Origin of the sequence: Brevibacillus sp. HB1.3 (assembly GCF_013186635.1) — a bacterium.
Lineage (GTDB): Bacteria > Bacillota > Bacilli > Brevibacillales > Brevibacillaceae > Brevibacillus > Brevibacillus brevis_D.
On record NZ_JABMIT010000007.1, the window covers coordinates 277,783 to 302,807 of the forward strand.

The following is a 25,025-nucleotide window of genomic DNA, read 5'->3' on the forward strand; positions in this document are numbered from 1 at the left end:
GCTCATCTGGACATGCTGGAAAAGTTCACTAGCGATTCATTGATTGCTTTAAATGGAACAAGTAACGGTTTCGGATGATCCAGAAATACACACCTTGAACAACGACGAAGCTGCATAACACAATCGCAGTCGGCTTGAACACAGACGCGACAAGGATGAGCTTCAACAAGCTTTGCAAGGACACGAACGCCACCATGCTGTGAATAATGGCCACCACAATCGGCACGAAGAACAACAGGGCAATCTGAGTCGTAACGATCCGCGTCAACTCTGCATCCGTGAGTCCAATCTTCGAAAGCGACCCATAATGCCTCTTGTCGTATTCCAGGTCCGTATACAAACGGAAATAGAGAAAGCTTGCTGCAGCTACAAAGAACAACACGCCTACAAATAACCCGATAAAGAGTGCCATGTTCGCCATTTGTTTCATGGTGTGGTAGTAGGGTGCACGAGCTGAAAACGAATAATTTTCGTCGTAATGACTAATCTCATCCTGAAGCTTTAGACTAATATCCTGGGTTTCCTTCCATCTTGGCACCTCGTATACAAAACGCTGTTCTTCCTTCGCTTTCGGAAGCTGGTCGTACACCTGATTCGGCACAACAGCCAAACGCTCAAATTCGAGCCCCTTGATCAACGGAGTCATATTCGTGTCTGTTTTGACTACCAGCTGTGCATTTCCCACCTGAAGAGTCTTGCTCGCTACCGAATCGCCAATCCAGTTGAGCATGACGAACACCTCGTCATTCGTCATTTGCAGCTCAGGCGAGTGAGACGCTACCGCCAGCCTGTTATAGTCGGACAGCTTGACTACTCCAATCTTTTCCTCATTAATCGGTTCGGGCAAAACCCGCATAGCTACTTGATATTTTTCAAAGGAGAAGCCACCCTGCTGCAAGCTCGTTTCAATTAACGACAGATGCTTGACCCTCTCCACATCACTTTGTTTGGACTGGTATTCAAATGCGAACGGATTGATTTTCATCACCGTAATCTGAATCGACCCAGCCAACGCTGCAAGTGTGCCAATCGCACAAAAAGCAACGGTAGAAACGATGCTAACCAAAAAGAACATCCGGGCATTATCCTTCATTCGATAGGCCAGATCAGAGAGCGTCAGGAGATTCGTACGTTTCCAATAGAAAGCTCGACGCTTCTTCAGAAAATCGATGAAGATGACGCTCAACTGAGTAAACAACAGGTACGTTCCTACAGTCGTCAGCGCAATGACCGGAAGCATCAGCACGAGCACATTCACGCCGTCAGCAGTGAGGGCTAAGGCATAACTCATTCCTAACAAAGCTACCGCGACCAGAGACAGCACTAGCGATGCCCTCGGCTCGCGCTTAGGACGACCGCTTCCTTGCAACAGATCCAACAGACTACGGCTTCGCAGCACGAGGACCGTAAATAGCGAAATGGCTGCATACAAGATGAGAAACGCCACCACTGTCAAACCGATCGCTTTCCACGGGAAGTAAAACCCGAGTGCTTTTACAGCAAGCAAAAATCCGGCGAATTGGAAAAATAGCTTGGCGAGAACCAGCCCGACCCCAATCCCGATGGCAATCGAGACAATGCCAATCAGCATGTTTTCCATAAAAATCAGCATGTTCCGCTGTAACGGTGTCATGCCTTGGATAAAAAGGATGCCGAATTCCTTCTCCCTCTTTTTCAGAAAAGCACCGACACAATAAAAAAGAAAAAAGAAAGAGAACAGAAAAATGACGTACTCAGCCGCCATCATCCCAGTGGCTACGGATTCATGAATCTCCTGCCCGACAATTTCCGGATGAAAAATGAACATTGCATAGACGAAAAAAATGAGGACAGAAAAAACGCTACTCATGAAAAACGCAGCGTACATACGCTTATTTCGCAGAACGTTATTACACGCGAATTGTCGAAAGGTCATAGGTGTTCCCTCCCAAAAACGACAATGAGTCAATAATTTTCTGGAAGAATACCTGTCGACTCTCACCCCGATACATCTCGTTATGGAGTTGACCGTCTTTAATAAATATCACCCGATGGCAATAGCTGGCCGCCAAAGCATCATGCGTCACCATCATCATGGTGGTATTATCTCTCTTATTGATCGCTTCCAGTGTCTCCATCACATTGCGCGAAGACTTGGAATCAAGATTTCCTGTCGGCTCGTCAGCGAGCAAAAGTGACGGGGAATGAATGATCGCCCTAGCAATTGCCGTCCGTTGACGTTGCCCCCCAGATACCTCGAAGGTCCGCTTTTCCAATATGTCCTGAATCCCTAGCTTCTCCGCAACACTTTGCAGCTTTTCTTCCATGACCGCTACTTTCTCATTGTCGAGCGTCAGCGGCAACACGATATTTTCTCCAATCGTCAACGTATCCAAGAGGTTAAAATCTTGAAATACAAAGCCGAGCTCCCGGCGACGAAACAGAGCCAGTTTATCTTTTTTTAAATGATGCGGATTCGTACCGTTCAAAAGAACCGCACCAGAGGTTGGTGAATCAATGGTGGAGATCATGTTTAATAGCGTAGTCTTGCCACTGCCTGAGGGGCCCATAATACCGACGAATTCGCCCTTGCGAATCGAAAAATCGATATCGGTCAGCGCGCGGTAGGTTACCTTGCCCCCGTATATTTTACTTAAGCTATTTACAGCAAGCATTTCCATGCGCCATTCCCCTTTCTTGCACTTCCAAATTCAACTATACGGAAGTGCGCATAGTCCAGCTATCGAATTAACTTTCAGCTATCTTACTTTCTTGTAAGGTTGGGACGATGGCAGACAAGACAATACGTACGGTAGTCCCCTCGCCCACTTCTGATTCCATCTCCACCCCATGATGGAGCCGACCGCAAATTTCTTTCACCAAGTACAGTCCCATCCCGGTGGACTCAGGGTATTTACGCCCGTTTTCTCCCGTAAAGTACGGCTTGAACACGCGGTGAATATCTTCGGCGGGGATCCCAATTCCATAATCCTGCACTTCCAGAATGGCATGTGCTCCGCGTTCATACGCACGAATGGTGACCTTGTTGCTTTTCCCAGCTGAATAACGAACGGCATTCGTCAACAATTGGTTGAGGACAAACGCAAGCCACTTATCGTCCGATTCTACTCGCCAATTTTCATCCACTTTTACCTCGGGATACACTTGGTTGCGAATAAACAGCCGCTTGTTTTCAGCCAACACATTTTGCACCAAGGAACGCAGTGTTACGGGCTCAATCAGGAAGTCCTGTTCAAATCGGTCGAGGCGAGCTATGTACAGTACTGTTTCTAGTCCACGCTTGATCCGGTCCACTTCTTCACGAACGCTCTCAGCTGTTGGATCATCTTCATTTTGTAGCAACAGATGAATAACCGAAATCGGTGTCTTCATCTGATGAACCCATTGCTGAATAAACGTCGTATGGTCCCGTTGCTTGTTTTCATAGGCATGAAGCTGTTCTTTGTAGAGCCTATACTGCTCCTGACTGATGTCATCCATCGCGCGACACAACGCTGAATTCCCGTATGTCTGGGTCAGCTCCTCTAATGACTCTACCGGCTTGCTCAGTCGCTGATAGATTGTGCGGTGAGACAAATAGCGGATAGCGAGAAAAGCCCCCGCGAAAAAAACAGATAAAAACATGACGTAGATCATCAATGATTCATTCCAGTACCCATCCAACGCAAAAATCATGATTAATAAGAGCAATTGGACGAGAAAAAACGCTGCGAATGGCCATTGATCTCGAAGGAACAGCTTCATTGCCCTTCCTCCCAAGTCGCACGCAAGCGATAACCAGAACCGCGAACAGTCTCGACAGCTCCTTCTAAGCCTAAGTCCTTCAGCTTGCCGCGCACGCGTGTGATGTAGACATTCAGCGTGTTTTCATCGACAAACTGTTCATCCCACAGCTTTTCTAGCAAACGCTCACGGCTGACGACACGTGGATGTTGATTCATCAAGGCTTCGAGTAGTAACGCTTCCTTTTTGCTCAGCTCGATTTTGGTCTCGTACATGGACAGCTCCATTCGCTCCAAAAACAGCTTGAGCCCCGCTACTTCAACTGTACGCTCCCCTTCTTGCGGAGCATATTGTCCGTAAGCCCGACGTAGCTGACTACGGATTTTGGCCAAAACCACATCGTAGTCAAATGGCTTTGTGATATAGTCATCAGCCCCATTTTCCAAGGCCATCACCTGGTCCATTTTACTTTCTCGGGCAGAGATGAACAGGATCGGGCAGTTGGACTCCTGGCGCATTTGCCGGCACCAATAAAATCCATCAAATTTCGGTAGATTCACATCCAACAGAACCAAATCAGGACGCGATTGGGTAAATACCTCCATGACTCTATCGAAATGTTCAACATTGACTGTCTGGAATCCGTATTTTTCCAGTTGCTCTTGTAGCAGCTGGTTGATTTTCGGGTCGTCTTCTACAATCATAATTGTGGACATCACTCATACTCCTCTCGTCTTGAGTCTCCTCCATTTCATTCTTTACTATACCATTAGAAAACTAGACTACGCCAAGCCTTTAGCGTTTCTCGTACTGAGAAGTGGAATGAAAAAAAGAGTTGTATGTTGCTGTAGTGGTGGGGAGGAAACAGGAGAAAACGCTCAGATTCTAGGGCCACCCTGTGAGGGATTGACTGTACGACTCCATGCAAAAAGCGAAACCGCGTCCAAAGTAGTCCATTCAGGATGTGGTTCAGAGGTGGACGCTTAAAGACGTGTTTCGCTTTTTGCATTGCGTCTCGGTCGGTGTCCCTAAGATCTTCGCTTATTTCTCCTGTTTCCTCTACGAGCTTTCCGTGTTAATCGGTTTTTAAATACCTTAAAAGAATGTAAGGATGCCATCAGTAACGACAGAGAAGAATATTTCCAGGCGTAGCGACTTGTGGAGTCCTACCGAGCGGAGAAGGGATTCGCGGGCAAAAGAAACGCAACCGTGCCCTCGCGACGAAGCGGCTACCACTTTTGCGTTTCCCCGCGAATCCCTTCGGAGCGGACAGTCTTAACTTTCAGATGGACGGAGCCTGGAGCCTAGCATGGAAATATTCTTCTCTCCACTACAACCTGCCAATAGTAAAAAAGGGCAGGACTGTTGTCCCCCCTTATGCTTGTTCTGTCATCAATTGCTGCAGCTTCTTAATCCCACGGAAGTGTAGGATTTTCACCGAAGCCTCTGTCTTGCCCAAGATTTCCGCGATCTCATTCATTCGCAAATCTCCGAGATAGCGCAGAGCGATCACATTGCGCTGATCCTTTGTCAGCGTGTGCACCTTATCCCACAAGCCCTCGGTTGTCTCCTGATTCAGAAGATGCTCCTCTGGCAGCTTATCCGTTGCGATCATATTGCTAAATGTGTCCTGATCGACCGGACTCTCCCGCTTCTTGCGCATGTAGTCAATCAAAGCATTGTGCGCAATTCGGAAAATCCAGGCGCCAAATGGATGGCGGCCATCGTACTGCTCAAGCTTGGCGTACACCTTGATAAACACAGTCGTTGTCAGGTCTTCCACATCCCAGACGTTTTTTACCCGGTAGCGGAAATAGCGGTATATTTTAGCAGAGTAATCTTCGTAAATTTGTTGGTGATTTAATTTTGGATACATGATTGCTGTCGTCATAATCGATCTCCCGTTTCGTGATCCGTATGAATTGATTTCATTGTACGGTCGAAACGAAGCAGGAACCATCGAGTTATATTTCAGGAAGCTTACACTTTTGTAAGGTACTTATGGGCTCGTTGTAAGCTCGCACAAGTAGGTACGAAAGGGGTATCATTTCGGTTACAACTTTCAAAAGAAATCTTTAAAAATTTCTTAAGGAATTTTTTAAGTTGTCTTTAAAACCGTTTTGGTGGAGGGAAAGCGTTAACTCAGTTATCAATGATATTCATAACCTTTTGCTAATGAAAAGATGTGGATATCAGTCAATTCTCCAGAGTCATTTAGGTTATCATTGCGTAAAGTACCCTCCAACGTAAAACCTACCTTCTTAGCTACAGCTATACTTGCATTATTCCGAGTATCACAGCGAATTTCAAGGCGGTTAGCTTCCAATTCAGAAATGGCAAAGGCAACGATACTTTTTACTGCCTCTGTCATTAAACCCTCACCCGTACGCGATGTGCGTAGCCAATATCCAATTTCAAATTTTCGTACATTCCAATCAAAGCGATGGAGCCCACTGCTGCCCACAAACTGCCCTGTATTCTTTTCAAATATATGTAGCACTAAGTCTGTGCGCTCTAGAAAATTGAGCCTGGCCTTACGTACGTAGGCTTCTGAATCATCAATAGATGGGAGGTTTTTTACAAACGGAAGCCAGGGGCGCATCTCATTTACACTTTCACGTATGGCTTCATTTACAAATTGACCATCACCCCATTGCGGTGCTCTAATCAATAATCGCTGCGTTTCAAATTGTTCCGGAAAAGAAAGTAGTAGTGGATTCATATGAGTCCTCCTTCTATCGGAATGAGTTTCCAATAATAGTAACCGCTTGACCGCTCATTGACAATTTGAAGGTAATACTGCCGGTTAGCTTAACGATACTGTGTTCATTCTAAAACTATATTCTTTGAGAACAGTTAGTAGCAATTTCACACTCTTGAATTACTTTCAAGCAATTTTAAAAAAGCTGCGCAGGAGAAGCGCATTTCCAGTCCAAGCGCCTCTGGAGCCCGACCCAGCTTCGGAATAATTGGCGGGGAATTTCAGCTTTTATTACATACAAAAACGCATTTGCGTTTTCTGGTTTGAAGCGCTCCCGCCATTTATTCCGGAGCGGACAGTCAATCCTTCAGTAGGGCGTAGGCCGAAGCGTAGACTGGAAATGCGCTTCTCCCCCACAACAGTTACATTAAAAAGAAAAAACGCCCCCGAAAAATTCGAGGGCACTTGCATTTAAATCAATCCAAGACGTTGGAAAATGGTATCCACGTGCTTCAGATGGTAACGGTAGTCAAAACACTCATCCAGCTCTTCCTTGGATAGTGTAGAGCTAACAGTCGCATCCTCATCGACGATCGCACGGAAGGAGCGTTGCTCTTCCCACGCCTGCATCGCACGAGGCTGTACCGTGTCATAGGCTTGCTCGCGGCTCATGCCTTTTTCGATCAGCTTGAGCATCACTTGCTGCGAGTAGATCAATCCAAAGGTACGGTCCATATTGCGCTTCATGTTCTCAGGGAACACCGTCAAGTTTTTCACGATGTTCATGAAACGGCGCAGCATGTAGTTCAATGCTTGCGTCGCATCTGGCAAAATCACGCGCTCCGCAGAGGAGTGGGAAATATCCCGCTCATGCCAGAGGGAAACATTTTCATAGGAAGTGAGCATATGACCACGGATGACACGAGCCAGTCCGCAAATATTTTCGCTTCCGATTGGGTTGCGCTTGTGTGGCATTGCAGAAGAACCTTTCTGGCCTTTGGCAAATGCTTCTTCCACCTCGCGCATTTCGCTCTTTTGCAGACCGCGAATCTCTGTTGCGAATTTCTCCAAAGATGTTGCGATCAGTGCCAATGTCGCCATGTACTCGGCGTGGCGATCACGCTGCAAGGTTTGGGTAGAAATAGGCGCCGCAGACAGTCCCAGCTTCTCGCACACGTACGCTTCCACGAACGGATCGATGTTTGCGTATGTGCCAACTGCGCCAGAGATTTTGCCGTACGCCACTTCTTTTTTCGCAGCCTGAAAACGAGCCAGGTTGCGCTTCATTTCTTCATACCACAGGGCCAGCTTCAAACCAAAAGTCGTAGGCTCCGCATGTACGCCATGCGTTCTGCCCATGCAAACCGTATCCTTGTGCTCACGAGCTTTGTCCGCCAAAATCTCGATGAAGTCTTGGATATCCTTTTCCAAAATTTCGTTCGCCTGACGCAGCAGGTAAGACAGAGCAGTATCCACCACATCGGTAGAAGTCAGTCCGTAATGCACCCACTTCTTTTCTTCGCCCAAGGTTTCCGATACCGCACGGGTAAATGCCACCACATCATGGCGTGTCTCTTCTTCGATCTCATAGATTCTGTTGATGTCAAAAGTAGCTTTATCCCACAGCTTTTTCACGTCTTCCTCAGGAATGACGCCCAGCTTGGACCATGCTTCACACGCGAGAATTTCTACTTCCAGCCACGCTTTGAATTTGTTTTCTTCCGTCCAAATGGCGCGCATTTCCGGTCGGGAATAACGTTCGATCATGATAATACCTCCGATGTATTCGTCCAGATTTTCAGCTCATCAATCAGGGTGAGCGCTTCTTCTACAGTAGGGGCGAGCACATTGATATGCCCCATTTTCCGCTTGGCCTTGCTCTCTGCTTTTCCGTACAAATGGAGCTTGGCTGTGCGCGGCAGCTTGTCGATCTGATCGATGACAGGCTGTAGATGCTCTCCCAAAATATTAACCATCACGACGCTCGAGAGCAACTCTGTAGATCCCAAAGGCAGATTGCAAACCGCCCGAACATGCTGCTCAAACTGCGAGGTCACACAAGCATCCATGGTAAAATGCCCGGAGTTATGCGGTCGCGGCGCCAATTCATTGACATACAGCTGACCATCTTCAGTCAAAAACAGCTCAACTGCAATGAGTCCGACCACATCCAGCTTTTCTACAATCGTGCGAGCAATTTCTTCCGCGCGGGCGGCTACTTCAGCCGAAATACGAGCGGGTACGATGCTCAGGTGCAGGATGTTTTCCTGATGAATATTTTCTGACACAGGAAAAACAGCCAGTTCTCCCGCAGGATTGCGTGCGGCAACAACAGACAGCTCCATTTGGAAGGGTACAAATTGTTCCACGATCAGCTCTGTACCTGCTCTGGACAACGTTTCGTACGCCTCCGCCAGCTCAGCCTCGCCTCTCAATACCCATTGTCCTTTGCCGTCATAGCCACCGGTTGCGGTCTTCATAACAGCAGGCAGTCCCAGTTCACGCACGGCTTCCTGCAAATCCTCCAAGCTATTCACGACACAAAACGGAGCAACCGGGATGCCGATCTCGCGAATAGCGGTCTTTTCCCGAATCCGGTTTTGGGTGATACGCAAAAGGCGGCTTCCCTGCGGTACATAAGCGCGGCTCTCCAATACTTCAGCCACCTGTGCATCGACATTTTCAAATTCATAGGAGATGACATCACTGACCGAGGCAAGCTGCATCGCTGCTTCTACATCATCGTAGCTGGCAACAATTTGCCGATCAGCCGTTTGGCCGCATGGTGCGTCTGCTGTTGGGTCCATTGTGACAAAGCGGTAGCCCATAGCTCGTCCCGCAAGAGCAATCATCCGTCCAAGCTGTCCTCCGCCGAGTATTCCTAGGGTCGATCCTGGTTTGATTTGCTTACGGTCTTTGGTTGTCATTCGAGTTCACTAGCCTCCAGCACCTTATTGCGTATATCATCACGTCTTTGCACGAACCGCTCTTGTACGTCTGGATATTTGATCCCCAAAATTTGCGCAGCCAATAACCCTGCATTGATGGCTCCAGCTTTTCCGATCGCAACCGTCGCCACAGGCACGCCACCTGGCATTTGCACAATCGACAAAAGCGAGTCGAGACCATTCAAATTGGATGATTTCACCGGTACACCAATGACAGGCAACTCTGTCTTAGCAGCCACCATTCCTGGCAAATGAGCTGCCCCGCCCGCACCTGCAATAATGACCTCCAAGCCGCGGCTTTTCGCGGTCTCGGCATACGTAAACATCAAGTCTGGCGTTCTATGTGCAGACACGACCTTCTTTTCGTACGGTACCTGCAATTCGTCCAATATTGCACAAGCTTCCTTCATTGTTTCCCAGTCTGACGTACTGCCCATAATGACTCCTACCAAAGGCTGTAGCATGAACCATTCGCCCCCTACGTTTTGTAACATCAGAAGAAAACCCAACCGACTAACGGCTTTTCGCGCCGCTCTCATCGCCTGGGCTATTCGAACTCGTTTTCTCTCAACGTATTCAGTGTAGCAGGGAGAAAGTTTGCCTGTCAACCTCGTTTCCGAACATTTAAAAATGATAAATCAAGAATTATTCGTGTTTGCCTTTTTCCACCCAATTGTTGGCCGCTTCGGCTTTCTCTAGCTCGACCTGAAGCCAATAATCTATGTAGGGACTGGCATCCGCCCCGGTAGCTGTAGTCAATAGCGCTTTGATTTGCTCCCCGTTCGCCTGCTTGTATTGATGATCTCGTACATATTGACGCAACACCTGATGCAGTCGTTCGACTCCCCATTCTTCTTTCAAGTTCCACCACATGGCACCCGCTCGTCCGTAGACGAGGTCATTATAGCTCCTCCAGTCTGGAAAAGCCTCCACGGACGACTTTGCAGTGACTCCCTGGTTCGCATATCCTTCCGCTGCACGTGCTTGGCCTAGCCGCATCTGAATATACGCTTGTGAACGCATGGGAGACTTTTGCTGCAAAAATACCATCGTCGCATAATCCGTCAGTCCCTCATCCAGCCACGCCTCTCGCACCTCATCGTTTCCGACCAACCCGTAAAACCACTGATGTGCCGTCTCATGCGCTACGATCGCTTCCCCCATAGCATCGCTACGGTCAAAATACTCCTGGGCAATAAAAACGAGGCCCGGATATTCCATGCCACCAAAGAAGCCGCCTGTTTTGACAACATCGTATTCCTTATACGGATACACTCCGAACTGTTTTCCGTAATAGTCGAGAGACTCCCTGGCAGTCTCATGGATTCGTTCTACGTTTTGCGGGTCATCACTTTTCTGCACCCACGTACGTACGATGGTTTCTCCGACCTTACCAGATATAGGCTGGTAGGTATCGTCCATGACGACAAGAGCAAAATCCCGAACGTTCCATGCGTCCACCTCATAGATTTTTAACCGTTGCGGTCTCGTCTCGGTGATGACAGCTACACTCTCCAATCCACTCGTAGCAAGCTGGTACCCCTCTGATAACTGCACACGTAAATGATAATTCGCCACATCCGAGTAAAAAGGATCACCTATCGCGGAATAAGGATCGAGCCGCCAGCCTCCTGCATCCTTGACCGCCAGGATCGGCAGCCAATTGCCTAGCCACATCGCATGATCATGGTAAGACATTCTCCCATTGTTAAAAGGAACCTCGAGCTGAAAATTCATCTCAACCACCGTCTCAGCAGACGAAGCTCTTGCAGGAAGGGGCACTTGTAAAAGCGTATTGGTCTTTCCTGCATACTGTACGCCGACACTTTCACCATTTACCCGTACTTCGCTTATCTTAATACCCCCAGGCTCACGTTGTTTGCCCAGCACAGCCTCCCAGTTCTCTCCTCTGAGAGCAGCATTTGCAGAGAAAGCATTGGGATATAAATGAAAAAAAGCTTGGTCATCTTGGGGGACAAAACGAGCCGTCAGCATGCCTTTCACCACGTGCTTGTTCATATCGATTTGTACGTCAGCCTTGTAAGTGACTGTAGCCTGCCTGTGATCAATCGGCACAATCTCCTGAGCATCTACGCCAGCCTGCCCTGTCCCAGGCCGGATGTTCAAGAATACAGTCAAAACGACTCCTACTGCGACGATGACCACCCAATGCTTCCGCCACATCGTGATCCCCTGCCTTCGATTACTTCTTCTGATGCTTGAGTCGTTGGCGCTCTAGCCAAGCAGCTGCCTGTTCCTGCTGGGACATGTCTACTTTCAACCAATAGTCCAAGAAAGCACCCGCATCTTCTCCAGAAATCTCAGATAGAAAGGCTCCCCATTCTTCTCCGGTCACCACCTGATAACGGTACTTCTCGACATACTGCTTTAAAACGTCATGTACCCTTTCTTCCCCCCACGCCCCCTGCAATAGCCACAGCATCGAGGACGGACGTGAATAAACGAGATCGCTATAACTCTGATTATTTGGAAATGCAGACAGCGCTTGCCAAGGGCGTTGTCCCTCTACCACGTAATACTGAACAGAGGTACCCTGCCCCAGCCGTCTGCGCACCCGTTCTGCTCCCAACAGCGGGTCTTGCTGAGATAAGTATGAGAGCGTCACGTACTCTGTGAATCCCTCATCCAGCCACGCTTCCTTTACCTGATTATTTCCGAGTAATCCGTAAAACCACTGATGTGCCGTCTCATGGACAACAGTGACGATACCTGTTTCTTCCCCAGACAAGAAATGACGCCCATCGAGAAAGACCAATGCTGGGTACTCCATTCCATTTATCGCGCCACCGGTTCTTACCACATCGTATTCGGTATAGGGGTAGGCGCCCAATTGATGATGAAAATAGGCGAGTGACTTCGCTGCTGCTTCATGAATCTGCTCAGCAGTTTTCGGATCATCTGTTTTCCGCCACCATGTTCGGACGACTGTTTCGCCCACCTTTGTTTCCGTTTGCTGATAAGAGGCATCCATAACGACGAGGGCAAAATCCCTCACATTTTCTGCACCGAGCTGTATCGTCTTTTCTCCCTTACGAGTAAAAACCTGTTTCGCAGCCATGTCAGGCGCTGTGCTCGCCAGCTGATACTCTTTTGGCAGCGTCACGTTCACCTCATAATCTGCGTTCTCACTATAAAACGGATCACCGACAGGCTCGTACGGATCGAGATGCCAGCCTTCCTTGTCGTACACCGCAAGAACCGGGAGCCAGTTCCCCAGCCAGAGTGAATGGTCATCGTACGACATCCTGCCGTCGTTTCGCGGAAGAGTCATCTCGAACTCCATCTCGATCGTTCGTGGACCCGTCTGTCCTTCTAGAGGCACTTCGAATATGTTCAGGTCTTTCGTTTGTTTACTGGCAACCGCGACGCCATCGACCAGTAGCTTTTTATTAGTGTATGTGCCAAGCGTTGGACCATTGCCTAAAAGTTCCTCCCATAGCATGCCTTGATGCTCTTCTGTAAATACGTTCGGGTAAAGATGGAGATAGGCACGAGTAGGGTCTTTTGGCCAAAAGGTAATCGTTACGGTTCCTGCTACTTCTTTCTTGATAGGATCAATTCGCACATCAGCCTGATAGAGGGGTTTACGCATAAGCGCAGTACCCTCCTCAGCATTTACAGGCAACATCCACGTCAAAAACAATAAGCTACAACCGACCAGTGAGACCCATTTCTTCACGCCATCTCCCCCTTTTCTCTACTGTACAAAAAATGGAAGAAAAAGACTATCTTTCCTCTTTACCCTGATAGCTTGTCGGACAGCCACTTTTCAACCAACTCCAAAGGAACCGGCTGTTCCGTTCCTTCTCGCATATCTCGTACAACGACCTGCCCGCTGTTCACTTCGTTTTCCCCATAGATCAAGGCAAAAGCAAAGCCTTCTTTGTTTGCATAATCGAGTGCTTTTTTCAGTCGTCTCCCTGTCAGCTCCAGCTCGACTCTGATACCGCTCTCGCGCAATCGATTGGCCAGGCCAAGACTAGATGCTTCTGTCCCGAGGGGAATGACGAGTACATCGGCAGTTCTCTGCTGCTCCGTGTTTCGATTTGCCAGCGCTGCAAGAATGACATCCAATCCAAACGAAATCCCGACAGCGGGATACTCTCTTCCATCATCCAAAAGCCGTCCGATGATCTGATCGTAACGTCCCCCACTACCGATACTGGACGTCATACTTCCATCCTGCAAAAAGATCTCATACACAATCCCAGTGTAGATCCCTAAGCCTCTTGCCAAAAATGGCGAGAACCGAAGCTCCCCCTCCACACCCGCTCCTTTTACATAAGCAAGCATATCGCGCAGCTCCCGAATCCCTTCCTGAACTAACGGGGATGTAAAGCGCTCTGTCAACAGATCCAGGGTAATCACACCTTCTTGCAGGAAAGACGTAATCGCCAAAACGAGTGACTCCTCGACGTTTCGCTCCCGCAAGTCATCACGCACTCCGTCCACGCCAATTTTCTCGAGCTTATCCAGCGACAGCATGACATCCCCGGCCCGCTCTACGGGAACTCCCAGCTCCTGAAGCACCCCGGATAACAGCTTGCGGTTGTTGACCTCAATGTACACGTCGAGCCCCAGCCGCTTGAATGCCTCAAACGCCATACTGAGCAATTCTGCTTCAGCCAGCACCGATGTCGTTCCCACGATATCGACATCGCATTGAATAAATTCACGCAAACGTCCTGTTTTTACTGGACCGTCCCGAAATACTTTTCCGATCTCATACCGCTTGAACGGCATCCGCATCTCAGGATTCATGCCCACTACCTTTGTCAACGGTACAGTCAAATCATAGCGAAGGCCGAGCTCTCTATCTCCTTGGTCGTTCAAACGATACACTTCCTTCAAGATCTCATCCCCGCCGCCGTACTTGGATGCCAGCAATTCGTAGTGCTGCAACATAGGCGTCTCCAATGGCTTGCAGCCGTATGTCTCAAATACAGCCTCGAGCGTCCGTCGTATCCAGTTTCGTTGCATCTGTTCCTGCGGCATGAAATCTTTTGTGCCTTTTACCGTTTTTAATACTTCGTTTTCCATGAATAACATCCTTTCTTTTATCAGATTGAGAAAACCAAAAAAGCCATGCAAGGCAACTTCTTGCCCGCATGGCTTCCTAAATACACCACCGCAGGCACGAAGCACAATAAGCGCTTGCACCTGCGGAAAAATTTCCGAAGATACAAACGCTCTACGTGTGGTGATGCTGTTGAAGGAACATGTTTAGACCTGTCATGGGAATCGGTCCATCCTTCCGTGAAAAAAGATTTTTCCTATCATAGCGCAAAAAAAGCTCCCCGTCCAGTAGACGAGGAGCCTCATTCCCAAAAAATCCTATTCGCGCAACCAGATGAAGTACGCCAGGAAAACGAAGAACAGCACGTACATCGCAGGATGCACTTCGCGAGCCTTACCCTTCATTACCTTCATCACTGGATAAACGATGAAGCCTGTCGCAATACCTGTTGCAATACTGTAAGTCAATGGCATCAACAAAATCGTCAGGAACGCAGGGAACGCTTCATCCAGATCATCCCAAGCCACTTTTGCAATGTGAGAAGCCATCAGCACACCGACGATAATGAGCGCTGGTGCCGTAACCGCAGGTGTGACAATCGCAAGAAGCGGTGAGAAGAACAACGCCAGAAGGAACATAATCCCTGTAACAACTGCGGTAAATCCAGAGCGTCCGCCTGCCGCCACCCCTGCTGTCGACTCAACGTAAGCTGTAGTGGTAGATGTACCGAGTACCGCACCTGCCATACCTGCAATTGCATCAGAAGCTAGTGCTTTTCCTGGACGTGGCAAGTTGCCGTCTTCGCGGAGCAACCCCGCTTGGCTTGCTACACCCAAGAGCGTACCTGTGGCATCGAAAAAGTCTACAAACAAGAATGTCAACACAACAATCAGCATGTTCACGGTGAACAAAGTGGATGGATTACCGAGATATTCGAACGCAGCACCGAATGTAGGAGCAAGGCTAGGTGGTGCAGAAACGACTTGCTCAGGCAGATTCACCAGTCCGAAAAACATCCCGGTAATCGCCGTAATCAACATCCCGATAAAGATACCTGCATTGACTTTGCGAGAAAGCAGAATGACCGTCACGATCAGACCAAACACAGCAAGTAATGCATTTTTCGCTGCCAAAATTGCTTCCGGCTTCATGCCCTCGTGATAGAAGGTCAGATGTCCCAGTGCTACGAAGGTGGCATCATTGGCTACGATGATACCTGCGTTTTTCAAACCGATAAACGCGATAAAAAGTCCAATCCCTGCCGAAACTGCGTACTTCAAGCTTTGTGGAATCGCTTTGATGATCGCTTCACGAACCCCTGTCAGGGACAGAATCAAAAAGATCGTACAAGAAAGAAATACGCCAGCCAAAGCCTGTTGCCAAGGAATTTGCATCGTCAGAACGACTGTATAAGTAAAAAATGCGTTCAAACCCATTCCCGGAGCTTGACCGATCGGCAAACGTCCAAAAATACCCATTAACAGTGTACCGAGAGCAGCAGCCAAAGCCGTTGCGGTAAAGACAGCCCCAAATGCAGGATAATTTGCTTTCAAATCTGGCGGCAGATCCGCACCACTGAGAATGAACGGATTGACAGCCAAGATATACGCCATTGCCAAAAAGGTAGTGATACCCGCGATAATTTCGCGTCGGTAATTGGTGCCTAGCTTGTCAAACTCGAAATACTTCCGCACCTATAAGTCCCCCCATACTAATCTTGTTGCAAAAAATAGTTTAACTGTTTTTTTCCGACCGTAAACGAAAAACGTCGAGACGTTTTTCACAAAAAAAGGCCCGGACGCTCTTATCATGCGCCTGGCCGTCAAACAAAACACTTCGGGAATAATTCCAAATATAATAACAAAATCTGATCCCGATGACATTTTGTTCGTAGCCAGGTCGTTAACGGCGACCATGTAGAAACTCTTAAGCCATATTCTCAAGAATATACGAACCTTCCTATATTACCTGCTCACATTGAGAAGTGTATCAGGTGACATAGGGAATGTCAACGAAAATACGAACATTAATTTTTAAATGGAGTTTAATATCCGGATATTTTCCTGAAAGGGCCTGTGTTATACTTCATAACTAGATGGAGGAGATCCAAAATGAGCTATATGGATGCTTGGGAGCAAATCATAGCGGAGCAGGAACGAGAGCGTGACCGGCTTCGAGTCAATCGAATCACCGTACGGGTCGACGATAAGAAAAAGAGCAAGCACAACGTTCATCAAAAGGAAAAAGTCATCGAATATGGCTTTGTGGAACGTGATTTGTATGATGAGAATTTAATTGGGAGGTTTGAACTCTATTTCGCTGATCGTGACAGTCTTCTCCAGCAAGATCGGTTTGGGGATGACTTTGCTTTCGGTGAGCTTACAGATGAACATGCAGTTGCAACGGCAATCTTCTCCTATTTAGCGGAGCACTATTCTCAGTTTTTGAAGGAAACTCCCTTCGCTATTAGCTACAACCCTATTGCAGAAGCTTGGATTATTGAAGGAACGCTTCCTCCGGGATGGCTAGGCGGGGTCATTTATATTGCTCTTGCAAAAGAAAATGGAAAACTTCTCATGATGTACGGAACGAAATAATTCTTGATTATAAAAAAACTCTCTTTTATTCGCAAATCACGCAAATAAAAGAGAGTCATTTTTTGTTCCTATTCCCACTCAATCGTTGCTGGTGGTTTGGACGTTACATCATACACAATGCGATTTACATTGTCTACTTCATTCACGATACGCACAGAGATTTTCTCCAATACATCCCACGGAATGCGTGCCCAGTCAGCAGTCATACCATCAATGGACGTTACTGCACGAATCCCTACGGTGTAAGAATACGTACGAACATCTCCCATTACACCTACGGTCGTCATGTTTGGCAAAGCCGTGAAGTACTGCCAGATTTCCCGATCAAGACCTGCCTTGGCAATCTCCTCACGCAAGATCGCATCGGATTCACGAACGATCTTCAGTTTTTCTTCCGTCACTTCACCCAAAACACGAATGCCGAGGCCTGGTCCTGGGAATGGCTGACGCCAAACAATCTCATCTGGCAAGCCCAACTCGGTACCCAGTTTGCGTACTTCGTCTTTGAACAATGTTTTCAATGGTTCAATCAATGTGAACTTCATATCTTCTGGCAAACCGCCTACGTTGTGGTGCGATTTGATTGTTTGTGCAGTAGCTGTTCCGCTCTCTACGATATCGGTGTACAGCGTACCTTGTGCCAAGAAGTCCATATCTGTCAGCTTCGCTGCTTCCTCATCGAATACATAAATGAACTCGTTACCGATGATTTTGCGCTTTTGCTCTGGGTCAGATACACCTTTGAGCTTGCTCATAAAACGCTCGCGAGCATCGATCTTGATTACTTTCATGGAGAATTTCTCACCGAATGTCTCCATTACCCCTTCTGCTTCCCCTTGGCGCAGAAGACCGTGGTCAACGAACATGCATGTCAATTGATCGCCAATCGCTTTGTGAATCAGCGCTGCTACTACAGAAGAATCCACACCGCCGCTCAACGCACACAGTACTTGCTTGTTGCCGACTGTTTCACGAATGCGAACCAGCTCGTCCTCGATGAACGTCGTCATGCTCCAATTCGCTTCACATCCACAAATGTTGAACAGGAAGTTTCCGATGAACTCTGTACCTTTTTGGGTATGAACTACTTCTGGATGAAACTGTACGCCGTACAGCTGGCGCTCAATGTTGCTGATTGCAGCTACCGGGCAGCTGTCGCTTACCGCATCAATGACAAATCCGGTTGGGAGCTCCACTACTTTGTCAGAGTGGCTCATCCACACGATTTCGCTTGTATCCCATTTGTCGTACAAGCCGTGTTTTTGCTGCATACGCAGTTCAGCTTTTCCGTACTCACGTTTACCCGCGCGTTCTACTTTTCCGCCCGTCAAATGGCTCATCAACTGCATTCCGTAGCAAATACCCAATACAGGCAAGCCCAGATCAAAAATTGCAGGGTCTACAGTTGGTGCTCCCTCTTCGTACACGCTAGCAGGTCCGCCAGAGAAAATAATCCCTTTTGGATTCATCTCTTTAATCTTTTCTACAGGTGTATTGAACGGAATCAGTTCACTATAAACACCCAGATCGCGTACACGACGCGCGATCAACTGATTGTACTGGCCTCCGAAATCGAGTACGACGACCATTTCCATTGACTTGTCCATCATATCCCCCTTCTCCTGTAACATACAGGACGTGCAAGTGTCGGCATGCCATGCGAAGTTGTCGCATATTTGCAAAAAAGCCGGGACTGCTATCTCCGATAAACAATACGGAGGCAACGTCCCAGCTTGTGTACACATGTGCGGTTTGCATGTACAAAAATCCGATGTGCTCTCCTCGTAGTCGCCAAATTTACGGTCTAGCGGTAGAAACTTTCAGGCCCTATTCCTGATCATTATACGAGTCTCATTGATCGTCATTCTAGCAGATGGAACGGCATTGTTCAAGGCTTCAATTGACGGATTAACCGTTCGAGTATTTGCTCTGCTATTGTTCTCGCATTTTGTTCCATTTGTTTATAGCCATACACGGTACGTTCGTACAGCTCCGTCAAATAGCGCAGGTCTTGTCGCTTGTCTGCCGGCAGGGTCATCCTGCCTACGTACTCCCGCAACGTTTCTCCTGGCTGTCTGCGCGTGTAGACTCGCTCCATCATCCGCATTAGCAAATGGTACCGATCCGGGAACTCACTGCTTCGCTCTTGATTCAGCTGCCTACGCATCCACCATAGCTGGATGTCTTGTTTGCGGCGCCACAGAATAATACCTGCCGCGACAACGACTACAGCCAATCCCGCGTTTACTTGCCAAGGAATTTTAATCCCACTCCCTGCTGGGCTGTCGCCCTCTTCCAGCTCATTGAAACGCCCATTCCCACGATCGCTGTCCGTTTGATTCGCCAGATTTGGCAACGGAACAGGGATCTCCGGCTTTGAGGTGACCAGATCATAATTAAAACGAACAGGTGACATGAATGTACTTGTCGCTTCAAACGGAACCCAACCGACCCCCGGGAAGTATACCTCTACCCACGAGTGAGCATCTTTGTTGCGCACTTCTACAGTCTCGTAGTTAAACGCATCCGTTCCCACTCGTTCACCAGGTGCGAAGCCCTTGACCCAACGTGTCGGGATATCCAGAGTACGAAGCATAATCGCCATCGAAGTGGAAAAATGGTCACAGTATCCTCGAAGGCTGTCAAACAAGAAGTGATCGACAAAATCCTGACCTTCTGGAGCGACAGGAACGTCTTTCGTTTCATACTTATATTTTCCACTTGCACGCAAGTAATTCTCGATCGCTCTCACTTTGTCATAAGGAGTCTTCGCATCCTTGGTAATCGTTGCAGCGAGCTCTCTTACTCGCGGAGGAACCGAAGCTGGCACTTGCAAGTAGCGCTCTTTGATATCATCCGGATAGTTCGTCCCCGCATTCGTCACGGCCTTTTCACTGACAATCGGTACTTCTGTCTCGACCTTGTATTGATTCAGTTTGAGCAAAAGCGGATTGGGACCGTACTCTGGCCGACCGTTTTTCTCACTCAGCTGAACCAAGTTGATTTTTCCCGCCCGTACTTCGAGCTGCTGATTCATTTTGTCATAAACCACGGTTGCCTCTGGTGGCGCATAATTGCTCACCTTTTTCAGCTGACCTTGATAAAAGACAGTCGGGAATTGCTGCGGGCCTTTAAATTCTAATGTAGCTTGAACCTTCTTCGTTTCAAGCCCTTGGAACAGCGTATTCTCCCATGTATAGGTTTGCGGGTCCAGGATTGACTCATACTCTCTATCGCCTTTTTCCCAGCCAACTCCCGTATACACGTCCTTCGAGTCGCCGCGCCAATAGCTGTGCTCGTTCGTCTTTGCAATAAACACTAATGTGTTATCTTGCAGGAAAGGACCGCCCAACCGTTCATCGTTGTTGTCGTATCCTACTTTTTTCATCACACCAACAGGGGTATCTTTCCCTTTCCCTGTTAAAAAGGCGATCGGATCAGGCCATGACGGTCCTGACTTCGGTGCAGCATAACCGATGCTGATGCACGCCATAATGACCAACACCGAAGCTAGGAGGGAGTTGAGCATGATTCTGCTTCTCTTCCCTGCAAGTGTTGCCATGTTCATCATCTTCATCAGATGGCTAATGGCCAGCATCAGGAAACCAATAATCAGCGTCCGTACAACCCCTGCACTGGCATCATACGGGAGAAAGGTATCCAATACAGCCAAATACAGTTCCGTCAAAAAGACAAACCATAAGCCTTGCCGTTGTTCCAGCACAAGGTACGTTAACATCGTCGCTAACAGCACCAGGACGAGATCAAACATTGTATTCCGCGACAAGATCGACATGCTGGCCCAATCCTGTTGAAACGCTAACGGAATATCGTGAATCATCTGCCCGTACAATTGAGCAATCCATTCCGAGTCAAAAAACGGTTTGTCAAATAATGTAGCATGCAAAAGCACCATTAGCCCCAGTGCCTTGATTGGCAGGGTTAACCACCGATAAGGAATCAGCAGGTCAATGATAATGACTCCACCCACAATTGCATAAAACGGCCACAGAATGCCCGTATCGGTTAATGTCTGTAGAGGAATGAGCCACTCTCGTAACATCAGGAACAGAAAAAGGGCCAAGACCCATTCCCAAATCGTTGGACGCCTCCAAACGCTCATGAGTCTATGCACCTCCAATCCGTTTCCACTCTTGATCATCCATGTGAATAGACGTACATGTTACTTTGTTTGCGCCAAGCAGCTGCAACGCTTGTTTTTGTTCATGCGAAATGGTTGACTCGTTCTGCATGAGAAACAACTGCACCCGTCTGCCTTTTTGAGCGAGTGTGACCAAACGACTGATCAACGTTTTTTCTACATGCGGTGTAATAATAATCAAAGTGACACCTTGAGGCTGCTCCAATGCTTCTCTTCCCACAATTTTTGCAAATAACTCTTGTCCTTCAGGCGCTACACGAGCTAATTGATCAAAAACTCTGAGGAAATGGGCATGGGACAGACCTGGTGGTATCGATATGCGATCTGTTTGTTTGTACACGAGTCCATAATGGTATTGATTCCGATTGGCGTAAGCGATCAGACTGGCGGCCAGCTTCACCGCTGTTTCGAACAAGTGCACAGGCTTCCCCTGGTAGCTCACCTTCTCCACATCAAGGAAAAAGACAGCCTGATTCATTGCCTGATGCTCAAATTCCTTCGTCTTCAGACCCGTCCCCCGTGCAGACGCTCGCCAATGAATTTGGCTCAACCGATCGCCCCGATGATAGTCTCTTACGCCCCGTACTGCTGCAACGTCATCAGAGCGACGATGGGAGACATGCACCGTCCCACTGAAGCTCCCGTCACCCAAGGCCCAATGGGTCAATTCTTTGTATTTTGGATAAACGAGAAACTCCTGAGAAATCGAATAAACTTTGCGGCGCTCAAAAAACCCAAAGAAATCCCCGCCGCTCACTACACATTCATCGAGACGATAGTATCCCCTCGGTACATTAGGTATGACATAACGAAACTCGACTTCCCTTTTGAACCACGGGAATATCAGTTGTCGATGCGGCTCATACACGCCAGCCAGCCTCGCCGGCAAAGGCTCCATAATCATATTCCAGCCCAGCGGAAACCAAATCCTCCGGCGCAAACGTATCGTTACAATGACATCTTCCCCATCCTGCAGACGATTGCGATCTAGTTCACGCTCGACTTCTAGCTTCGTGAACATTAGTACATAAGCGACAATTTCATATAGGAGAAACACCAAACTACTATAGAAAAGAAACCAGCTTGAGAAGCCACCTTGAAATTTTGCGAATACATAAGTGACCAGGACTAATGCGATCGCCTTGAGCTTACCCCACCTTTGCTGTCTCATCTGCAATCACCGCCTTAGCTTACCGGGACACGGGTCTCAGACAAGATCATAGCCAACACCCGATCTACGGTTGCTCCTTCCAGTCTTGCTTCTGGTTTCACAATCATACGGTGTGCAAACACTACTGGAACGAGTTCCTTCACGTCATCTGGAATGACATAGTCACGTCCACGAACGAAAGCCAACGCCTGAACAGCCCGGAAAAGAGCAAGAGAACCGCGCGGGCTCACACCTAGATAAATATGATGATGCTCACGCGTACGATGACATAGACGCACGATGTATTCTTTTATTCCTTCCGAAACTTTGATCGCTGATACCTGGCGTTGAAGTTCCGCAAGCTCGGCAGTGGTCATAACCGGCTGAAGTTCTTCCAATGGATTCGCTGCCGAGAATCTAGACAGCATCCGCATTTCTTCCTCTACCGTTGGATATCCCAAGCTTACTTGCATAATAAATCGGTCCAATTGAGCTTCAGGTAATGGGAAGGTCCCTTCATACTCTAATGGGTTTTGCGTAGCCATCACAAAAAACGGCTCTGCCAATCGATACGTAGCACCATCAATTGTTACCGAGCGCTCTTCCATGGCTTCCAAGAGTGCGGATTGCGTTTTCGGCGAAGTCCGATTGATTTCGTCTGCAAGAATGACATTTGCAAAAATCGGTCCTTGACGGAACTCAAACTCCAAACTTTTTTGATTAAAGATAGCAACCCCTGTCACATCCGTTGGCAACAAATCAGGGGTAAATTGAATACGTTTAAACTCGCCGCTGATTGATTTAGACAATGCCCGTACCATCATGGTCTTCCCAACGCCTGGTACATCTTCGAGCAAAACGTGACCATTCGCTAGAACAGCCGCTACCATCAGTTCAATCGCAGAGCGTTTACCAATCAGTACTTTTTCTATATTATCGATTAAACTAGCTATTGCAGGATTTACTTGTTCCAATTTGATAGGGTTCATCTTGATACAACTCCTGTTCCATGATATTCTGCCGCAGGTTTGTAACAGCTGTTCCTCCATGCTTTCAGTGTAATTCTAAAGTAATGGATGCAAATAGGAGATACAAGGAAAAAATACTTAAATTTTGGAAAAATACACAAGTTATTATAAAAAAAAGAGTAGGATCTATTCCTACTCTTCGGTTTCATATGAAATATGGCGTGCCCTGAGAGATTCGAACTCCCGACCTTTTGATTCGTAGTCAAACGCTCTATCCAGCTGAGCTAAGGGCACAAATAAATGGAGCGGACGAAGGGTCTCGAACCCTCGACCTTCGCCTTGGCAAGGCGACGCTCTACCAATTGAGCTACGTCCGCATGTTACAATTTATGAAGTTCGTACTAAGGGCAAAGCTCTCTGTCATAGTATGGTGCGGGTGAAGGGACTTGAACCCCCACGGTTGCCCGCCAGAACCTAAATCTGGTGCGTCTGCCATTCCGCCACACCCGCATTTTACTTAGAACAGAAAAGGCATTGCTATTACTATCACACAGCTTTGCTTGTTCAGCTAAAAAAACTGGTGAGCCATGAAGGACTCGAACCTTCGACCCTCTGATTAAAAGTCAGATGCTCTACCAACTGAGCTAATGGCTCGCAAATGGCTGGGGTACTAGGATTTGAACCTAGGAATGACGGAGTCAAAGTCCGTTGCCTTACCGCTTGGCTATACCCCAATGGTGGTGCCGGCAATAGGACTTGAACCCACAACCCCCTGATTACAAGTCAGGTGCTCTACCAATTGAGCTATACCGGCGCTGTTAAATTTAATTAGTGGTGGCTCGGGACGGAATCGAACCGCCGACACGAGGATTTTCAGTCCTCTGCTCTACCGACTGAGCTACCGAGCCATTAATGATTGATCTTCGCCATTCTTTAAGAAAAATGGCGGAGCTGACGGGACTCGAACCCGCGACCTCCGGTGTGACAGACCGGCGTGAACTCCAACTTCACCACAGCTCCATATTTGGTTGCACCCAATGGGCACTCCGCTCCTACTTGATCTTGATGATTACTCAACGAGGTACAAGTAGAAAATTTGGTTGCGGGAGCAGGATTTGAACCTGCGACCTTCGGGTTATGAGCCCGACGAGCTACCGAGCTGCTCCATCCCGCGATAGTCAGGACGACTGAGTGTCAGTGTTGCCACAGGACGTGGCGTTTCTAGCTGACCTTCCTTGCCCTTTGATATAAGTGGTGGAGGCTGACGGGATCGAACCGCCGACCCTCTGCTTGTAAGGCAGATGCTCTCCCAGCTGAGCTAAGCCTCCAAATCACCTACAAACATGTAGGGATTTTCTAAGTGACCCGTAGGGGATTCGAACCCCTGTATGACAGCGTGAAAGGCTGCTGTGTTAAACCGCTTCACCAACGGGCCAAGATTATGAAGTATGGTGCGGTCGGCGAGACTCGAACTCGCACGGGTCGCCCCGCCACCCCCTCAAGATGGTGTGTCTGCCAATTCCACCACGACCGCAACTAATATGGTAGCGGCGGAGGGAATCGAACCCCCGACCTTTCGGGTATGAACCGAACGCTCTAACCAGCTGAGCTACACCGCCATAAAGCTATGAGATTAAAACATATGGCGGAGAGTGAGGGATTCGAACCCTCGCTACGCTTGCGCATACTAACGGTTTAGCAAACCGTCCCCTTCGGCCTCTTGGGTAACTCTCCGTAT

The 25,025-nt window shown here is 48.1% G+C and carries 18 protein-coding genes, 14 tRNA genes and 2 riboswitches; of the genes, 1 reads left to right on the forward strand and 31 read right to left on the reverse strand.

Going from position 1 to position 25,025, the window contains the following annotated elements; genetic code table 11:
* Nucleotides 1-28: 28 nt before the first annotated feature.
* From HPY31_RS18355 to HPY31_RS18415, 13 genes are all read right to left on the reverse strand, one after another.
* Complete coding sequence (locus HPY31_RS18355) at nucleotides 29-1,915, reverse strand: ABC transporter permease (RefSeq protein ID WP_172141888.1); 1,887 nt, start codon at nucleotides 1,913-1,915, stop codon at nucleotides 29-31.
* Entirely contained in the window at nucleotides 1,890-2,660 is a 771-nt protein-coding gene (locus HPY31_RS18360; RefSeq protein ID WP_016740264.1) for an ABC transporter ATP-binding protein, read from the reverse strand. Before HPY31_RS18360 ends, HPY31_RS18355 begins: the two co-directional genes overlap by 26 nt.
* A 67-nt stretch (nucleotides 2,661-2,727) precedes the next feature.
* Nucleotides 2,728-3,744 (reverse strand): sensor histidine kinase, encoded by a 1,017-nt coding sequence (locus HPY31_RS18365; protein WP_172141889.1) that lies wholly within the window; start codon nucleotides 3,742-3,744, stop codon nucleotides 2,728-2,730.
* On the reverse strand, nucleotides 3,741-4,439 hold the full coding sequence (locus HPY31_RS18370) for a response regulator transcription factor (RefSeq protein ID WP_016740262.1): 699 nt from the start codon (nucleotides 4,437-4,439) through the stop codon (nucleotides 3,741-3,743). Before HPY31_RS18370 ends, HPY31_RS18365 begins: the two co-directional genes overlap by 4 nt.
* A gap of 659 nt (nucleotides 4,440-5,098) precedes the next feature.
* On the reverse strand, nucleotides 5,099-5,614 hold the full coding sequence (locus HPY31_RS18375) for an RNA polymerase sigma factor (protein ID WP_016740260.1): 516 nt from the start codon (nucleotides 5,612-5,614) through the stop codon (nucleotides 5,099-5,101).
* 258 nt (nucleotides 5,615-5,872) lie between these two features.
* Nucleotides 5,873-6,445 carry a GNAT family N-acetyltransferase gene (locus HPY31_RS18380; RefSeq protein WP_172141890.1) on the reverse strand — a complete coding sequence of 191 codons (573 nt, stop codon included), beginning with the start codon at nucleotides 6,443-6,445 and terminating at the stop codon, nucleotides 5,873-5,875.
* A 450-nt stretch (nucleotides 6,446-6,895) separates the two neighbouring features.
* The gene (purB, locus tag HPY31_RS18385) at nucleotides 6,896-8,191 is read right to left on the reverse strand and encodes an adenylosuccinate lyase (RefSeq protein ID WP_087341992.1); all 1,296 of its coding nucleotides are present in this window, start codon (nucleotides 8,189-8,191) and stop codon (nucleotides 6,896-6,898) included.
* Nucleotides 8,188-9,351 carry a 5-(carboxyamino)imidazole ribonucleotide synthase gene (gene purK, locus HPY31_RS18390; RefSeq protein ID WP_172141891.1) on the reverse strand — a complete coding sequence of 388 codons (1,164 nt, stop codon included), beginning with the start codon at nucleotides 9,349-9,351 and terminating at the stop codon, nucleotides 8,188-8,190. The genes purB and purK overlap by 4 nt, the downstream gene beginning before the upstream one ends.
* Complete coding sequence (purE, locus tag HPY31_RS18395) at nucleotides 9,348-9,836, reverse strand: 5-(carboxyamino)imidazole ribonucleotide mutase (protein ID WP_172141892.1); 489 nt, start codon at nucleotides 9,834-9,836, stop codon at nucleotides 9,348-9,350. Before purE ends, purK begins: the two co-directional genes overlap by 4 nt.
* A gap of 181 nt (nucleotides 9,837-10,017) precedes the next feature.
* On the reverse strand, nucleotides 10,018-11,556 hold the full coding sequence (locus HPY31_RS18400; protein WP_172141893.1) for a M1 family metallopeptidase: 1,539 nt from the start codon (nucleotides 11,554-11,556) through the stop codon (nucleotides 10,018-10,020).
* Nucleotides 11,557-11,575: 19 nt separating this feature from the next.
* A complete protein-coding gene (locus tag HPY31_RS18405) occupies nucleotides 11,576-13,072 on the reverse strand; it encodes a M1 family metallopeptidase (RefSeq protein ID WP_172141894.1) in 1,497 nt (498 codons plus the stop codon).
* A 59-nt stretch (nucleotides 13,073-13,131) separates the two neighbouring features.
* On the reverse strand, nucleotides 13,132-14,433 hold the full coding sequence (locus tag HPY31_RS18410; RefSeq protein WP_172141895.1) for a histidine--tRNA ligase: 1,302 nt from the start codon (nucleotides 14,431-14,433) through the stop codon (nucleotides 13,132-13,134).
* A gap of 294 nt (nucleotides 14,434-14,727) precedes the next feature.
* A complete protein-coding gene (locus HPY31_RS18415; RefSeq protein ID WP_172141896.1) occupies nucleotides 14,728-16,104 on the reverse strand; it encodes an NCS2 family permease in 1,377 nt (458 codons plus the stop codon).
* 177 nt (nucleotides 16,105-16,281) lie between these two features.
* Nucleotides 16,282-16,383, reverse strand: a riboswitch (purine riboswitch).
* A 138-nt stretch (nucleotides 16,384-16,521) separates the two neighbouring features.
* On the opposite strand from HPY31_RS18415, the gene HPY31_RS18420 reads away from it, so the two are divergent.
* On the forward strand, nucleotides 16,522-17,007 hold the full coding sequence (locus HPY31_RS18420) for an NTF2 fold immunity protein (RefSeq protein WP_172141897.1): 486 nt from the start codon (nucleotides 16,522-16,524) through the stop codon (nucleotides 17,005-17,007).
* Between the two features lie 68 nt (nucleotides 17,008-17,075).
* On the opposite strand, the gene guaA is transcribed toward HPY31_RS18420, so the two are convergent.
* The 18 genes from guaA to HPY31_RS18510 form a co-directional block, all read right to left on the reverse strand.
* Nucleotides 17,076-18,614, reverse strand: a complete 1,539-nt coding sequence (gene guaA, locus HPY31_RS18425; protein ID WP_172141911.1) for a glutamine-hydrolyzing GMP synthase — start codon at nucleotides 18,612-18,614, stop codon at nucleotides 17,076-17,078.
* 158 nt (nucleotides 18,615-18,772) lie between these two features.
* A riboswitch (purine riboswitch) is annotated at nucleotides 18,773-18,875 on the reverse strand.
* A gap of 20 nt (nucleotides 18,876-18,895) precedes the next feature.
* A complete protein-coding gene (locus HPY31_RS18430; RefSeq protein WP_172141898.1) occupies nucleotides 18,896-21,130 on the reverse strand; it encodes a transglutaminase TgpA family protein in 2,235 nt (744 codons plus the stop codon).
* 4 nt (nucleotides 21,131-21,134) lie between these two features.
* Nucleotides 21,135-22,340, reverse strand: a complete 1,206-nt coding sequence (locus tag HPY31_RS18435) for a DUF58 domain-containing protein (RefSeq protein ID WP_172141899.1) — start codon at nucleotides 22,338-22,340, stop codon at nucleotides 21,135-21,137.
* A 14-nt stretch (nucleotides 22,341-22,354) separates the two neighbouring features.
* Entirely contained in the window at nucleotides 22,355-23,308 is a 954-nt protein-coding gene (locus HPY31_RS18440) for an AAA family ATPase (protein ID WP_016740248.1), read from the reverse strand.
* A gap of 196 nt (nucleotides 23,309-23,504) precedes the next feature.
* Nucleotides 23,505-23,581 (reverse strand) — tRNA-Arg (locus tag HPY31_RS18445).
* A gap of 7 nt (nucleotides 23,582-23,588) precedes the next feature.
* Nucleotides 23,589-23,664 (reverse strand) — tRNA-Gly (locus tag HPY31_RS18450).
* A gap of 51 nt (nucleotides 23,665-23,715) precedes the next feature.
* Nucleotides 23,716-23,797 (reverse strand) — tRNA-Leu (locus HPY31_RS18455).
* Between the two features lie 68 nt (nucleotides 23,798-23,865).
* Nucleotides 23,866-23,941 (reverse strand) — tRNA-Lys (locus tag HPY31_RS18460).
* Between the two features lie 5 nt (nucleotides 23,942-23,946).
* Nucleotides 23,947-24,021 (reverse strand) — tRNA-Gln (locus tag HPY31_RS18465).
* Between the two features lie 4 nt (nucleotides 24,022-24,025).
* Nucleotides 24,026-24,101 (reverse strand) — tRNA-Thr (locus tag HPY31_RS18470).
* A gap of 18 nt (nucleotides 24,102-24,119) precedes the next feature.
* Nucleotides 24,120-24,195: transfer RNA gene (locus HPY31_RS18475), tRNA-Phe, on the reverse strand.
* A 35-nt stretch (nucleotides 24,196-24,230) separates the two neighbouring features.
* Nucleotides 24,231-24,307 (reverse strand) — tRNA-Asp (locus tag HPY31_RS18480).
* 77 nt (nucleotides 24,308-24,384) lie between these two features.
* Nucleotides 24,385-24,461: transfer RNA gene (locus tag HPY31_RS18485), tRNA-Met, on the reverse strand.
* Nucleotides 24,462-24,539: 78 nt separating this feature from the next.
* Nucleotides 24,540-24,615: transfer RNA gene (locus HPY31_RS18490), tRNA-Val, on the reverse strand.
* 33 nt (nucleotides 24,616-24,648) lie between these two features.
* Nucleotides 24,649-24,722, reverse strand: a tRNA-Glu gene (locus tag HPY31_RS18495).
* Nucleotides 24,723-24,736: 14 nt separating this feature from the next.
* Nucleotides 24,737-24,821, reverse strand: a tRNA-Leu gene (locus HPY31_RS18500).
* 8 nt (nucleotides 24,822-24,829) lie between these two features.
* Nucleotides 24,830-24,906 (reverse strand) — tRNA-Met (locus HPY31_RS18505).
* 24 nt (nucleotides 24,907-24,930) lie between these two features.
* Nucleotides 24,931-25,021: transfer RNA gene (locus tag HPY31_RS18510), tRNA-Ser, on the reverse strand.
* Nucleotides 25,022-25,025 lie beyond the last annotated feature (4 nt).